The following is a 14,862-nucleotide window of genomic DNA, read 5'->3' as shown; positions in this document are numbered from 1 at the left end:
GTTGACGTCAACATCGTGTTACCGTGAACACGCCGACGTGTGTCGGCCCCCTCCACTCAGCAATGGTGCCGACCTAGGAGCAAGCGCGATGAAGCCCTTCCTACGACCCCTCGTCATGGCGACAGCCGTGGCCCTGGCGGTCCCCCTCCTCTCCTCGCCGCCCGCCCAGGCCGCCGCGAACCCCGAGAACCTCGTCCTGCGCTACCAGCTGACCGAGACCAGCGGCACCGTCGCCGTCGACAGCTCGGGCAGGAACCGCAACGGCACGATCGTCGGCGGAGCGACCCCGGGCGGCGACGCGGGCCTGCGGCTCGACGGCACCGACGACCACGTGAAGCTGCCCGACGACGTCCTCGCCGGGCTGAACTCGATCACCGTCAGCACCGAGGTGCTGGTGCGTCCCGAGCAGACGGGCAACTACTTCGTCTACGGGCTCGGCACCGCCGCGACGAGCAACTCCGGCGCCGGCTACCTCGCCACCCTGGCCGACAACCGGTACCGCACCACGATCACGCCGAGCAACTGGCAGGGTGAGCAGAACGTCGAGACCGCGTCGCCGCTCTCCCGCGGCGTCTGGAAGACCCTCACCTACACGCTCGACGATGCGAGCGACACCGCGCGCCTCTACCTCGACGGCAGCCAGGTCGCCGTGAAGACGGGAGTCACCACGACCCCCGCCTCGATCGGCGGCGGCACGACCACCGCGAACTTCATCGGCCGCTCCAACTACGCCGCCGACCGCACGCTCGCCGGCAGCGTGCGCGACTTCCGCATCTACGACAACGCGCTCACCGCCGCCGAGGTCGCCGCCCTGCAGCCGACCGCGGCGACGAAGGCCGCCCGCGACGCGTCCGCGCTGGCGCTCGGCGACCTCTCGGCCGTCCAGGCGAACCTCGCACTGCCCACGACGGGCGCCAACGGATCCACGATCACGTGGGCCTCGAGCGCTCCGCAGACGATCTCGACGAGCGGAGTCGTCACCCGGCCCGCCGCCTCCGCGGGCAACGCGACCGTCACCCTGACCGCGACGATCACGAGCGGCTCCGAGTCGCGCACGAAGGCGTTCACCGCCACCGTGCTCTCGCAGGCCGGCGACCAGCAGGTCGTCGACGCGGCCGCCGCCGGCCTCGCGATCCCGGACCTCGGCGACGTGCGCGGCAACATCACGATCCCCGCGGCTCCCGCCGGCACGTCGATCAGCTGGACCTCCAGCGACCCGGCCGTGATCTCGACCACCGGAGTCGTCACCCGCCAGTCCGCCGACCGCACCGTCACGCTCCGCGCCACGGTCACCAAGAACTCGGCCACCGCCACGCGCGACCTCGTCGCCACCGTGCGCGCCTCGAAGGAGCTCGGCGCTCTCGAGGGCTACGCCTTCGCGTACTTCACCGGCAACAGCGTCGAGGGCGAGAACATCTTCTTCGCCGCGAGCAAGGGCAACGACGCCCTGGCCTGGGACGAGCTCAACGGCGGGCAGCCGACGCTGACCTCGACGTTCGGCGAGAAGGGCCTGCGCGACCCGTTCCTCCTCCGCTCTCCCGAGGGCGACACCTTCTACCTGATCGCGACCGACCTCTCCATCGGCCGCAACGGCGACTGGGACCGCTCGCAGCGCCAGGGCAGCCGCTACCTCGAGGTCTGGGAGTCGCACGACCTCGTGAACTGGTCCGAGCAGCGCCACGTGCTGGTCTCGCCCGAGACCGCCGGCAACACCTGGGCGCCCGAGGCGCACTGGGACGCGAGCATCGGCGCGTACGTCGTCTACTGGGCCTCGAAGCTCTACGCCGAGAACGACCCGAACCACACCGGCAACGTGAACAACGTCATGATGTACGCCACCACCCGCGATTTCACGACCTTCAGCACCCCGCAGGTCTGGCAGAACACCTCGCGCATCGACTCCACGGTGCTCGAGCAGAACGGCACCTTCCACCGCTTCACGAAGGACGAGGGCGCGAGCGGCACCGGCTGCTCCGACATCATCCAGGAGAAGTCGACGTCGCTCCGCGCGCCGCTCACCGGCTGGACCACCGTCGACAGCTGCATCGGCCGCGACGCCGGCACCGGCGCCGTCGAGGGCCCCACCGCCTTCGCCGCCAACCCCGGCGACGTCAACGGGCAGAAGAACTACCTCTTCGTCGACGAGTACGGCGGACGCGGCTACATCCCGCTGCAGACCGCCGACCTGAACGCGCCGAACTGGCAGGTCGCCCCGGACTACGACCTCCCCGCGAGCCCGCGCCACGGCACGGTGCTCCCGGTGACGGCCACCGAGCTCGCCGCGCTGCGTGCGGCCGAGCCCGCCGGACCGACCCCGGTCACCGCGAACGCGGCCGGCGAGATCCTCCGCTACTCCTTCGACAACGGCTCGGGCACGACGCTCGAGGACGTCTCGGGCAACGACCGCGACGGCACGATCGTCGGCGGCGCGGCCTGGAGGTCCGGCGCCCTCGCGTTCGACGGCGTCGACGACCACGTCGACCTGCCGGACGACGTCCTGGCCGGAGTCGAGGACATCACGATCGAGGCCGAGGTGAAGATCGACCCCGCCCAGGGCACGCCGTACTTCCTCTACGGACTCGGCAACTCGTCGAACAACGCCGGCGACGGCTACCTGTTCACCACGGGCAACGCGTACCGCACGAGCATCGCCTCCGGGAACTACACGACCGAGCAGACCGCGAGCTCCGGCTCGAACCTGCCCCGCGGGCAGTGGGCGAAGCTGACCTACACGCTCTCGAACGGCACCGCCACGATCTACCTGAACGGGGCGAAGGTCGCGACGAAGACCGGAGTCACCACCGTGCCGGCGGACCTCGGCGGCGGACGCACCACGGCGAACCACCTCGGCCGCTCGCTCTACGGCGGCGACAAGCTCTTCACAGGCGAGTACCGCGAGTTCGCGCTCTGGAACCGCGCCCTCACCGAGAGCGAGGTGCTGACCCGCTCCGGGTCGGCCGACCAGATCGCCGGAGTCTCGCTCACCACGCCCGACGTGCTGAAGGTCGCTCCGATCGTCGACTCGGCCGCTCGGACCGTCACCTTCGCGGTGAAGCCCGGCACCGACCGCTCGAAGCTGGCCCCGACGTTCACCACGGCGACCGGCACGACCGCCTCCCCCGCCTCCGGGACCGTGCGCGACCTTCGCACGCCCGTCACCTACACACTGACGGCGGCGGGTGGCGCGACCGCGACCTGGACGATGAAGGCCATCGAGATGAAGAGCCCGGTCATCCCGGGTCTCTACGCCGATCCCAACATCGCGGCGTTCGGCGACACCTTCTACATCTACGCGACGTCCGACGGCTTCCCCGGCTGGGGCGGGAAGACCTTCTACGTCTGGTCGTCCAAGAACCTCGTGGACTGGACGCGCTCCGCGCAGCCGATCCTCACCCTCGACGGCGCGAACGGGAACGTCCCGTGGGCCGTGGGCAACGCCTGGGCGCCGACGATCACCGAGAAGGGCGGGAAGTACTACTTCTACTTCTCGGGCCACAACGCGTCGCTCGACCGCAAGACGATCGGAGTGGCCGTCGCCGACAGCCCCGTCGGCCCGTTCACCGCGCAGCCCACCGCGATGATCACCAACGGCGAGTCCGTGACGTCCGGTCAGGCCATCGACCCGGCCGCGTTCACCGACCCCGCCACCGGCAAGAGCTACCTCTTCTGGGGCAACGGATCGCCCGTCTACGGCGAGCTCTCGGACGACATGCTCTCGATCAAGGCGGGCACCATCAAGCGGATGAGCGGCCTGACCGACTACCGCGAGGGCAGCTTCGTCAACTACCGCCAGGGGCTGTACCACCTCACGTACTCGATCGACGACACCGGATCCGAGAACTACAAGGTGGGCTACGCGACCTCGACGAGCGTCGACGGCCCGTGGACCTACCGCGGTGTGATCCTCGAGAAGAACCCGGCGCTGGGGATCCTCGCCACCGGTCACAACTCGATCGTCAACGTCCCCGGCACGGACGACTGGTACATCGCCTACCACCGCTTCGCCATCCCGGGCGGAGACGGCCAGCACCGCGAGACCACGATCGACCGTGTCACCTTCGACGCGACGACCGGGCTGATGCAGAAGGTGACGCCGACCCTCGAGAGTGTGCCCGCGCAGACGATCACCGACCCGGCGCCGCTGCGAGCGGCGATCACCGGAGCGGCGACCGTCGGCAGCACGCTGACCGCGACCGCCTCCTCCCCCTGGACCGCCACGGCGTACCAGTGGAAGCGCGGCGGGGTGGACATCGCCGGCGCGACCGCGTCGTCGTACGTCCTCACCGCCGCCGACCGCGGCACCGTGGTCTCGGTCGCGGTGACGGCCACGAAGCCCGGCTGGTCGCCGGCCACGGCGACGGCGCAGACCAGCGCGGTCACCGGCACAGCCGGGATCGTCGGGGCGACGACCACGACCAGCACCCGCTGCGTCGCGGGGAAGATCGTGGTCACCGTGACCGCGACCAACCCGAACGCCTTCCCGGTGAAGACGACGATCACCACGGCCCACGGCTCCAAGTCCTTCGCCGAGGTCGGCGCCGGGAAGACCGTCACGGCGGCCTTCACCGCCCGCACGGCGAGCGTCCCTGCCGGTGAGGCCACCACCACCTCGACGGCGTTCGTCGCGGGCAAGCCCGCCTCGGCGACCACCACGACCCCCACCTCCGCGGCCAGCTGCGGCTGACCACGGGATCCGACCGACACACAGAACCGCGGCGGCGACGGCGCCGCCGCGGAGAACGGAGAACACCCGCAATGAACACCCGATCGCTCCTGATCCGCACCACCGCCGGCCTCGCCGGTGGCCTGCTCCTGCTCGGCACCGCCGGGACCGCGATGGCGGCCGAACTCGAGTACGGCAACGACGACGTCGACGTCAACGTCGACATCGCCCCTCTGCCCGGAGGAGGCGCGCTCTCGATGACCGTCGCCGGCACCTCCGCAGAACTGGTCGAGAGCGGCTCCACCGCCGTGATCCGCCAGTTCACCGGCACCCTCCCCACCGTCACGGTGACCGACACCCGCGATCCCGCCGACATCCCCGCCACCCCCGGCTGGTACGTCGTCGGAACCGCGTCCGACTTCACCAACGCCGAGGGCGACGTCATCGGCGCCGAGAACCTCGGCTGGCAGCCGAACGTCATCGACGGAGGCGACACCGGACTCGTCGCCGAGGGCGACCGCGTCGACACCGCGATCGACGAGGGCCCGAACAACGTCGGCCTCGTCGACAAGGAGCTCCTGTTCCTCACGAACGAGTCCGCGGAGGTGGCTCCCACCGGGCCTTTCACCGCGAACGCCGACCTGTTCCTCCGCACCGAGCCCACCGTCGAAGCCGGCGAGTACTCCTCCACCCTCACCCTGTCGCTCTTCGAGTGACCCGTGGGAGGCGCGGCCGGGCATCCGCTCGGCCGCGCCTCCTGTTCTGCACGTGACATCCTGGGATTCTCATGACCGATCAGCGACGATCCTCCCGTCGGCCGCGCGCCGCGCTCCTCGCCCTCCTCGCGCTGGCCCTCGCCGTGCCGACGCTGGCCGCGGCTCCGCCCGCCTCCGCCGAGACCGCCGGCGACGTCTCCTGGGCCATGCGCCCCGCCTCCGGCGGCGAGGCGGACAAGCGCTCGTGGATCGAGCTCGAGCTCGATCCGGGCGCCGAGGTGCAGGAGGAGGCCGCGGTCAGCAATCTCAGCGCTCAGACGGTCACCTTCCGCATCACCGCGGCCGACGGCTACTTCACCGACACCGGCCGCTTCAGCATGCTCCCGTCCTCGGAGCCCTCCGTCGAGGCGGGCACCTGGATCGACGCTCCCGAGTCCGTCACGGTCGACCCGGGCGCGACGGCCGTCGTCCCCTTCACCGTCACCGTTCCCGAGGACGCCGAGCCGGGCGATCACGCCGCCGGCATCGCCGCCTCGATCACCTCCGTCGGCACCGAGGAGGGCGGCGCCTCCGTGGGCGTCGAGAGCCGGGTCGGCTTCCGCGTGATGACCCGCGTGAGCGGAGAGGTCTCCCCCGGCGTCGCCGTCGAGAACGTGCGGAGCGACTACCGCCTCGACTGGAACCCGCTGCACCCCGGCTCCGTGGCCGTCGACGCCGAGATCGTCAACACGGGCAACGTCCGGCTGCTGCTCGACGGCACGGTGAGCGCCGGCGGCGCCTCCGCCCCGCTCGTGCCCGAGGAGGGCACGCAGCAGGAGCTGCTCCCGGGAGACCGCCGCACGGTCTCGGTCGTGCTCGACGGCGTCTGGCCGCTCTTCGCGGTCGGAGTCGACTTCACCGTCGCCCCGACGGTCGTCACCCCATCGGAGGAGCTCGTGGAGATCGCCCCGGTCTCGCAGTCGGCGACCGTGACGGCGATCCCCGTGCCGCAGCTCCTCTCGCTGCTCGGCGTGCTGCTGATCCTCGGCGCCCTGTTCGCCGGCCGCCTCCGCTCGCGCCGCCGCGTCGCGGAGCTCGTCCGCGAGGCCAAGGAGGAGGGCCTGCGCGAGGGCGCGCTGAGCACGAAGGCGTGAGCGCCGAGACATGAGCACCGAAGACGATGCCCGGCGGATCGCGCTCGCGCTGCCCGGCGTCCAGGAGCGCACCTCCTACGGCACGCCCGCCTGGTACGCCGGTCGCTCGATCTTCGCGCGACTGCTCGAGACGCCCGGCGACCTGCTCTGCTGGTGCGCCGATCTCGCCGAGCGCGAGGCGCTGCTGCACCGCGACCCGGAGACGTTCACGACGACTCCGCACTACGACGGGCACGCGAGCGTGATCGTCCGGCTGGAGAGCATTTCGGTCGGGGACCTCGAGCAGGTGCTGCACGAGGCGTTCCGCGCCCGCGCCCCGAAGAGGCTGCTCGCCGACCTCTGAGGGCGGCGTCCTCGCACGAGAGGTCGCCGGCCGCTAGGCGCGGTCGGGTGTGGCGTGTGCCTCCATCACGGCGTGCGCGAGATCGATCGGGACGCCCAGCGGATGCGTCGTGAGCGGCACCGCCAGCCGCTGCCGGTGCGGCCCGACCGCGACGGAGACCGTGGCCTCCTCACCGTCCCGGACCACCGATGTGTAGTGCAGACCGGGCACCTCCTCCGCCATGTTGCTCTCGAGGAGGGCGAGGTCGTAGAGCAGGATCCGCCAGTGCCCGTGCACGGAGGCGTCCGGGTAGCTCGACCAGCTCCTCTCGCTGACGGGCCGGAGATCCAGGTGCGGACGGAGCACCCGGTAGAGCCCGTCGGCGCTGATGAAGGCCGGAACGTCGACGGATCGTCGCGAGGCGAGGGCGAGCCCGGTCGAGTCGTCGGTGAAGGTGATGCCCTCGACGAGGATGCAGCCCTCGACCTGGGAGTCCTCCAGCCGCGTCAGCTCGGCGAGGAGGTCGCCGCGGAACGTCGCACCGCGGGGAAGAGAGGGAACAGCTGACACCTGTGGTGCTCCGATCATCGGTGACCGCCGCCTGCACCGGACGAGGGACGATCCGCCCCACGGTACGGGGTGGCCGCGCCCGGCCGCCTGCGCCGCGGGCCGGTCGGCGCGAGACGACGCGGGCTGTCCGCCACCTGTCGGCGGGCTGTTGACCCCTGCGAAAGGGGTCGCCTAGGCTGGCCGGACCGCCAGGGAAAACGCATTCCAGCACCCTGGTCCATCGATGCCGAGGGATTCAATGCCGAATTCGTTCCTACGTCCGCGCGCGACCTCGTCCGGTCACGCTCCTTCCCGGCGGGCGGTGCGCTCCGGCGTCTGCCTCGCCCTCGTCGCCGGCGTCTCGCTCGCCGCGGCGATCCCCGCCTCGGCCGCGCCGCTCGACGCCGCGTCCGGCAACCCCGTCCTCACCGCGCAGCTCGAGGACCTCGACCGCGGCGTCGTGGCGCTCGCCTCGCCCGACGGAGGGGTCTTCGTCAGCTGGCGCCTGCTGGCGACCGAGGTCACCGGCTCCTCCGACAGCGGCATGGTCGGCGCCGATTTCGCCGTCTTCCGCGGAGCGGAGAAGGTCGGAGTCGTCACCGACAGCACCAACCTGCACGATGCCGACGGCGCTCCAGGCGACGAGTACCGCGTCGTGCCGATCGTCGACGGCGAGCCGGGCGAGCCCAGCGCGCCCGCCACCGCGTCGGCCGATGCCTTCGAGACCCTGCCGCTGCAGAAGCCCGCCGACGGGGTCACTCCGGCCGGCGAGGCGTACACCTACAGCGCCAACGACATGAGCGTCGGCGACATGGACGGCGACGGCGACTACGAGTACGTCGTGAAGTGGTACCCCTCGAACGCCAAGGACGTCTCGCAGAAGGGCTACACCGGGAGCACCTACCTCGACACCTACGAGGCCGACGGCACACTGCTGCACCGCATCGACCTGGGCGTCAACATCCGCTCGGGTGCGCACTACACGCAGTTCATGGTGTCCGACTTCGACGGCGACGGCCGCTCCGAGATCATGACCAAGACGGCACCCGGCACCCGCGTGCTGCCCGGTGGCGACGCCTCCGAGGCCGAGTCGATCACTCTGCTGCCCGAGGACGTCGCGGCCGGCGTCACCGCCGACGACGACTACCGGATGTCCGCCGCCGACTACCGCGAGCACCTCGTCGGGGTCTTCCAGGGCTGGGGCGAGCGCGAGGAGGTGACGAGCGGGCAGTGGCCCGCCACCCTCGAGGAGGCGTTCGGCACCGCTCCGACGCACGAGTACCCGCTCGACCGCGCCGGCGCCGAAGAGCTCGTCGACTACTTCATCGACGTCTACGCACCCAGCCGCAGCGACCGCAACGACCTCACCACCTTCGAGGGCTTCGTGCTCACCGGGCCCGAGTACCTCACCGTGTTCGACGGCGAGACCGGAGCCGAGCTCGAGACCGCGGCCTACGAGCCGGGTCGCGGGGACGACGGCCTGCTCTGGGGCGACTACGCGATGTCGCGCATCGAGCCGGGCAACCGCGTCGACCGCTTCCTCGCGGGAGTCGCGTCGTTCGACGGCGAGACCCAGTCGGCCGTCTTCGCCCGCGGCTACTACACGCGCGCCGTCGTCGTCGCTTACGACTGGGACGGCCGCGAGCTGACCCAGCGCTGGAAGGCCGACAGCGGCCACGTGCCGATGACGAACCCCTTCAACGACGGCCCGCACGGCCGCGAGGGCACGAGCGAGGAGTGGGGCCGCCTGACCACGCAGGGCTTCCACTCGCTCAGCGCGGCCGATGTCGACGGCGACGGGCGCCAGGAGATCGTCTACGGCTCCGCCACCCTCGACGACGACGGCAGCCTGCTCTACAGCTCCTACGACACGCTGCCCGAGGGCAGCGCCGACCCGGGCGTCGAGGCCAAGCTCGGCCACGGCGACGCGATGCACGTCACCGACATCGATCCCGCGAACCCCGGTCTCGAGATCTTCACGGTGCACGAGGGCGGCGCCTACGCCCCCTACGGCTACGCAATGCGCGACGCCGCCACCGGCGAGCTGCTCTTCGGCGGCTACACCGGCAAGGACACCGGTCGCGGCATGATCGGCGACATCGACCCCGCCCTGCCGGGCCAGGAGGTCTGGGCGGTCGGCGAGTTCTCGAGCAGCGGCGAGCCGCTCTCGGACACGCAGCCGGGCACCAACCAGAGCATCCGCTGGGCGGCCGACGTGACCACGCAGATCGTCGCGAGCACGACGATGCAGGACGCCACTCCGGTCACCCCGACGATCGTCACGGGCGACGGCGAGGTGCTGCTCTCGGCCGAGGGCACCGTCACCAACAACGGCACCAAGGGCAACCCGTCGCTGGTCGCGGACGTGCTCGGCGACTGGCGCGAGGAGCTCCTGCTGCCGACCGCCGACTCGAGCGCGATCCGCGTCTACTCGAGCACCGAGGTCACCGACCGCAAGCTGACCACGCTCATGCACGACCCGCAGTACCGGGTCGAGGTCGCGCGCCAGAACACGGCGTACAACCAGCCGTCGTACACCTCGTACGGCCTGGCGAGCGACATCGACTGGTCGACCGTGCCGGTGCTCGCGCAGCCGGGGACCCCGGGGCCGACTCCGGAGCCGACGACCGCGCCGACCACGGAGCCCACCACCGCGCCGACTCCCGGACCGACCGCGGAGCCGACTCCCGAGCCGACGGCGACCGCGCCGGCGCCCGCTCCCGCTCCCGCTCCCGCTCCCGGTGAGCCGACCGCCGCTCCGACGCACACCGCGGCGCCCGGCGCCTCCGGCGGATCGCACTCCGGCACGGGCTCGGGCACCGGTCTGGCCTCGACGGGCGTCGACCTGTCGCTCCTCCCGGCCGGGGTGCTCGCGCTCCTGCTCGGCGGTGCGGCCCTGCTGGTGCACTCCCGCCGCCGCTCCTCGAGCACGGACTGACACCGTGCCCCAGATCGGCATCCGCGACGTCGCCGCCCGCGCCGGCGTCTCGGTGACCACCGCCTCGTACGCGCTGAACCGCCCCGAGCGGGTCTCCAGCGCGGCGATGGCGGCGGTCGCCGACGCGGTCGCCGAGCTGGGGTACATCCCGAACGTGGCGGCGCGGCAGCTGCGGGCGGGCAAGAGCATGGCGGTCGGAATGGCCGTCGTGAACCTGGGCAACCCGTTCTACGCCGAGCTCGCGCTCGGGGCGGAGCACGGCGCCGAGGAGGCGGGCTACTCCCTCGTCCTCGGCGCCACCCAGGACTCGGCCGCGCGCGAGCTGCGCTACCTCGACCTCTTCGCCCGCCAGCGGGTCGACGGGGTGCTGCTCGCTCCGATCGCCTCCTCGCTCGACCACCTCGACGCGTTCGCGCAGCGGGGCGTGCCGGTCGTGCTGGTCGACCAGGTCGACCCGCGGGGCAGGCTGCTGTCGGTCGCGCTCGACGACGTCCTGGGCGGCCGGACGGCGGCCGAGCACCTGCTCGCGAGCGGGTGCCGACGCCTGCTGTTCCTCGGCGGGACCTTCCGGATCCCCCAGGTGCGCGACCGCTTCGAGGGGTTCGTCGAGGCGGTCCGGCCCTCCAGTGCCGCGTTCTCCTCGATCGAGACGGTGTCGATGGGCCCCGGGCTCGGACGCGAGCTGGGCGAGCGGATCCTGGCGATGCCCGCCGACGAGCGGCCCGACGGGATCTTCGCGGCCAACGACGAGCTCGCGCTGGGCGTCATGCAGAGCCTGGTCCGCGGCGGAGTCTCGATCCCGGGCGAGATCGCGATCGTCGGCTACGACGACATCCCGTTCGCCGACGCGGCCGTCGTGCCGCTGACCTCGGTGCGCCAGCCCACCCACCGCATGGGCGAGTGCGCGGCCCAGCTGCTGATCGCGGCGATCCGCGGCGACGCGGACGTGCGGTCGGCGGGCTTCGAGCCCGAGCTGATCGTGCGGGCGTCGACGCGCGCGGTGCGCTGACGCGCACCTCCGCCGCCACCACCCCTCCGAGCGGGCTCGCCGACCTGCCAGGATCGCCGGGCGACCTCTCCCACCGCGACCACCGCGGATCCGCCTCCCCGCACCCTCGAGGAGCTCGGCGCGGGCGTCTGCACCGGTGGCGTGGTCGCACGCCGACGAGCGGCCCCGCGTCCTCCTCGCGACGCGAGCGGATCGAGCGCTGGGCGACGCTCGCGATCTGCCTGCCGGTGGTCGCGGGTGCTCTGGCACTGCTCGCCGTCGGCCGCGCCCGCTGGGCGGCCGCGCTCTGCGGGCTGATCCTGGGCGGGGTGCTCTGGTACCTCCTCCGACGCGCGTCCCGACTGACGGAGCGTCGGCTCAGCGCGCTCCTGCCCGCAGCGGTGCTGTTCTCGGCCCGAGATCACGAGTCGACGAGCGACACGGGGGCGAAGGACCTCACCGACCGTCTCGAGACGCAGGCTCCGCGCTCTGCGTCCTCGATGTACTACGTGCTCTCCGTGAACGACGAGCGGATCGCGGTGTGGACCGACGAGAACCCGCCGCGGCCGCTGGACTTCCTGCTCGTCTCCCCCACGCTCCTGTTCTGGCCCACGCTCCTGTTCTGGCCCACGCTCCTGTTCTGGCCCACGCTCCTGTTCTGGCCCACGCTCCTGTTCTGGCGCGGGCCGCGTACGAGCGCGCGGTCGTGGCCGCCGCCGAGATCACGGCGCGGCTGCCCGGCTGACCCCCGCCGCACGACGTGGCAGGATGCGACGGTGCGCATCCTCGTCCCCGTCGACCGTCCCTGGGAGATCGTGGGCGGCAGTGAGGACGACGGACGGCTGACGGACGTGTCGGTCGCGTTCGACGGCGTCGTGCTGCGGACCATGGAGCGCACCGGGACGCGGTGGGTGCGCGGCGTCGTCCTGGGGACCCGCACGGATCGCGTGAGCACCGCGACGCTGGCCGTCGAGGGCCTGCTGTTCGAGACGACGGTGTTCGCCGGGTCCCGGGCCGAGAACCGCGCGACGATGGAGGCGGTCTCGACGCGGTCGACGACGCTCGCCGCGACCGGAGGCGACTGGGAGCCGCTCGACGTCGACGGCACGACGTTCGCGCTGTCGGCGATCCGCTTCGACGCGGGCTTCGCGGCGAGCGCCGACCTCGGGCCGCGCGTCCTCGCCGCGTGGAGCGCCGATGCCTCCGTGCAGCTGCCCGCGCTGACGCTGGTCGACGCGCCGGTCTGAGCGCGAGCGCGCGGGACGGGCAAGTGACCCAGCGGCGGGGACACGCGGTCACGACGACGAGGACTAACGTCGGGCTCGCCGGCTCCCCGACGTCGCGCGATCACCTGGGATCGCCGCGGACGCACCGTCGGCACCCGAGCGGATCAGGGCCGATCCGCCCGATCGAGCTCGACGTCTGGACCGACCGTGACAGCTGCGCGCACCGCCCTCGCCATCCTCCTCGCGCCCGTGCTGCTGGCGGGAGTCCTCTCGGCCGCCGCGCCCGCTGCCGCGGCGGCACCGCTGCCCGCCTCCTCGACGATCCTGTCGTCGACGGCCCTGGCGACCGACTACTACCGCCCGATGATCACTCTCGCGCCTCCGCTGAGCCTCCCCGGCTGGTCGTGGGCGACCTTCGCGCAGGGCGAGAACGCGCTCTACGCCCAGACCCGCGAGCCGGCCTACCTCGCGGACGGCATGACCTGGGGAGGCCTCACCTCGTGGAAGATCTCGACCTCCGGACTGGATCCCGACGACCTCAAGGCCGGCCAGGTCCACCACTCCCTCAACGCCTCCGATCCGCGCGCCTCGCTGACCTCGATGGACGCCCGGATGGCGCAGGGCCTGGCGACCCTCCCGATCGACCAGTACGACTGGTCGGACGCGCACTTCATGGGCCTCGCCAACTGGGCCTACTGGTCGAAGCGCACGGGCGACCCGGCCTACCTCGACAAGATGGACGCCCTCTACCGGTGGTCGCGCGACGAAGGCGGTCTGAGCGACCGCTGCGCGGGTGCAGCGGTCCCGCAGCCCGGGCTCTTCGACGCCGCGGAGGGACTCTGGTACCGGGACTGCCGGTACGTCGGCGCCACCGACTCCAGCGGCGGCAAGGTCTTCTGGGGACGCGGCAACGCCTGGGTGATGGCCGGCATGGCCGACGTGATCGCAGCGCTGCCCGCCGGAGACTCCCGCGCCGATCCCTACGAGGACATGCTGCGGACGATGGCCGCCCGCATGGTCGGGCTGCAGGGTTCGGACGGACTCTGGCGATCGAGCCTGCTGAACACCGCCCTCTTCCCTGCTCCCGAGACCAGCGTCACCGCGCTCACCGCCTACGCCCTCGCCGCCGGGATCTCGTCCGGGACCCTCGACCGGGCGACGTACCTGCCGTCCGTCACCCGGGCGTGGGAGGGACTGACCACCGTCTCGCTGCAGCCGAGCGGTTTCGTGAGCGGCTGCCAGGCCGTCGGGTTCCAGCCCGCGCGGAACTACACGGCCGCCGCTCCCCGGACCGCGCCGACAGCCGCCTCGACCGGCACTCTGCTCACCGACTCGCCCCCTTCTGCGTGGGAGCGTTCCTGCTCGCCGGGAGCGCGATCGCGGCGCTTAACCCGGGAACGACGCCGACGCCGACACCGACGCCGACGCCGACGCCCACTGCGACCGCGACGGCGACGGCCGCACCCAGCGCCACGCCCTCGGCCACCCCGACGTCGACCGCGCCCGCAGCGCCGGACACCGTCAAGCCGAAGGTCGTCCTGCTCGCTCCGCAGGCGAACGCGACGGTGTCGGGCACGGTCGCACTCACCGCGACGGCGACCGATGCCTCCGGTATCCACAGCATGAGCTTCTACCTCGGCTCGACGGCGATCGGGCGAGGCGTCCCTGGCGCGAACGGCAGCTACACCTACTCGTTCGACTCGAGGGCGTACGCCGACGGCTCGTACCAGATGACCGCCAAGGCGAAGGATCCCGCCCGCAACACGGGTGTCAGCCCGACCGTCCGCTTCACCATCGCCAACGCGGCTCCCACCGCCACGCCGACGCCGACCCGCACACCGACCGCCACGCCCACGCCCACCCGCACGCCGACCGCCACGCCCACGCCGACGCCGACTCTCACGCCCCGGCCGACCGCCACGCCGGCTCCCGGCACCAACGGACCCGGGCGGTACCAGAACACGTCCTCCGCCGTCGCGTACTCGGGCACGTGGACGGCTCTGAGCGCCTCCGCCGACGACGGAGGCGGCTCCGCCTACAGCTCCGAGTCCACCGCATCGGCGACGCTGACGTTCACCGGGACCGGAGTGCAGTGGATCAGCCGGCTCTCGCCGTCCGGTGGGATCAACGAGGTCTTCGTCGACGGCGTGAAGGTCGCCCGGATCGACCGGTACAGCAGCACGACGAAGTACCGGCAGACGGTGTGGACCAGTGCCGCACTGCCCGCCGGAGTGCACACCGTCTCGATCCGGAGCACCGCCGACCGCAATCCCGCGGCCCGGGGACGGACCCTGCTCCTGGACGCGTTCCTGGTCACCGGCTGAGCG

Annotated in this window: 10 protein-coding genes; 9 read left to right on the top strand and 1 reads right to left on the bottom strand. The window is 72.1% G+C overall.

From position 1 onward, the window contains the following. Positions 1-88: 88 nt before the first annotated feature. From AC0CID_RS15410 to AC0CID_RS15395, 4 genes are all read left to right on the top strand, one after another. A complete protein-coding gene (locus AC0CID_RS15410; RefSeq protein WP_465227493.1) occupies positions 89-4,684 on the top strand; it encodes a family 43 glycosylhydrolase in 4,596 nt (1,531 codons plus the stop codon). A 71-nt stretch (positions 4,685-4,755) separates the two neighbouring features. Beyond that, the gene (locus tag AC0CID_RS15405; protein WP_207405656.1) at positions 4,756-5,379 is read left to right on the top strand and encodes a hypothetical protein; all 624 of its coding nucleotides are present in this window, start codon (positions 4,756-4,758) and stop codon (positions 5,377-5,379) included. Positions 5,380-5,450: 71 nt separating this feature from the next. Beyond that, positions 5,451-6,512 (top strand): hypothetical protein, encoded by a 1,062-nt coding sequence (locus tag AC0CID_RS15400; RefSeq protein WP_465227492.1) that lies wholly within the window; start codon positions 5,451-5,453, stop codon positions 6,510-6,512. A 10-nt stretch (positions 6,513-6,522) separates the two neighbouring features. Beyond that, positions 6,523-6,855: an MmcQ/YjbR family DNA-binding protein gene (locus AC0CID_RS15395; RefSeq protein ID WP_465227491.1), complete on the top strand. Its 333-nt coding sequence runs from the start codon at positions 6,523-6,525 to the stop codon at positions 6,853-6,855. Positions 6,856-6,888: 33 nt separating this feature from the next. Here AC0CID_RS15395 and AC0CID_RS15390 read toward each other — a convergent pair whose 3' ends face one another. Next, positions 6,889-7,404, bottom strand: a complete 516-nt coding sequence (locus AC0CID_RS15390; RefSeq protein WP_465227490.1) for a hypothetical protein — start codon at positions 7,402-7,404, stop codon at positions 6,889-6,891. 301 nt (positions 7,405-7,705) lie between these two features. Between AC0CID_RS15390 and AC0CID_RS15385 the strand changes: the two genes are divergently transcribed. The 5 genes from AC0CID_RS15385 to AC0CID_RS15365 all read left to right on the top strand — a co-directional run bounded on the left by AC0CID_RS15385 (position 7,706) and on the right by AC0CID_RS15365 (position 14,859). Further along, positions 7,706-10,321 carry a rhamnogalacturonan lyase gene (locus AC0CID_RS15385; RefSeq protein ID WP_465227489.1) on the top strand — a complete coding sequence of 872 codons (2,616 nt, stop codon included), beginning with the start codon at positions 7,706-7,708 and terminating at the stop codon, positions 10,319-10,321. Between the two features lie 4 nt (positions 10,322-10,325). Then, a complete protein-coding gene (locus tag AC0CID_RS15380) occupies positions 10,326-11,330 on the top strand; it encodes a LacI family DNA-binding transcriptional regulator (RefSeq protein ID WP_307786161.1) in 1,005 nt (334 codons plus the stop codon). Positions 11,331-11,557: 227 nt separating this feature from the next. After that, complete coding sequence (locus AC0CID_RS15375) at positions 11,558-12,556, top strand: hypothetical protein (protein WP_465227488.1); 999 nt, start codon at positions 11,558-11,560, stop codon at positions 12,554-12,556. A gap of 186 nt (positions 12,557-12,742) precedes the next feature. Further along, a complete protein-coding gene (locus AC0CID_RS15370) occupies positions 12,743-14,161 on the top strand; it encodes a glycoside hydrolase family 88 protein (RefSeq protein ID WP_465227487.1) in 1,419 nt (472 codons plus the stop codon). Further along, the gene (locus tag AC0CID_RS15365) at positions 14,101-14,859 is read left to right on the top strand and encodes an Ig-like domain-containing protein (protein WP_465227486.1); all 759 of its coding nucleotides are present in this window, start codon (positions 14,101-14,103) and stop codon (positions 14,857-14,859) included. The genes AC0CID_RS15370 and AC0CID_RS15365 overlap by 61 nt, the downstream gene beginning before the upstream one ends. The last annotated feature ends 3 nt before the right edge of the window (positions 14,860-14,862 follow it).

Source organism: Rathayibacter sp. AC451 (assembly GCF_979253095.1).
The sequence above is the reverse complement of the archived record's forward strand: the minus strand, read 5'-3'. Positions and strand labels throughout refer to the sequence as shown.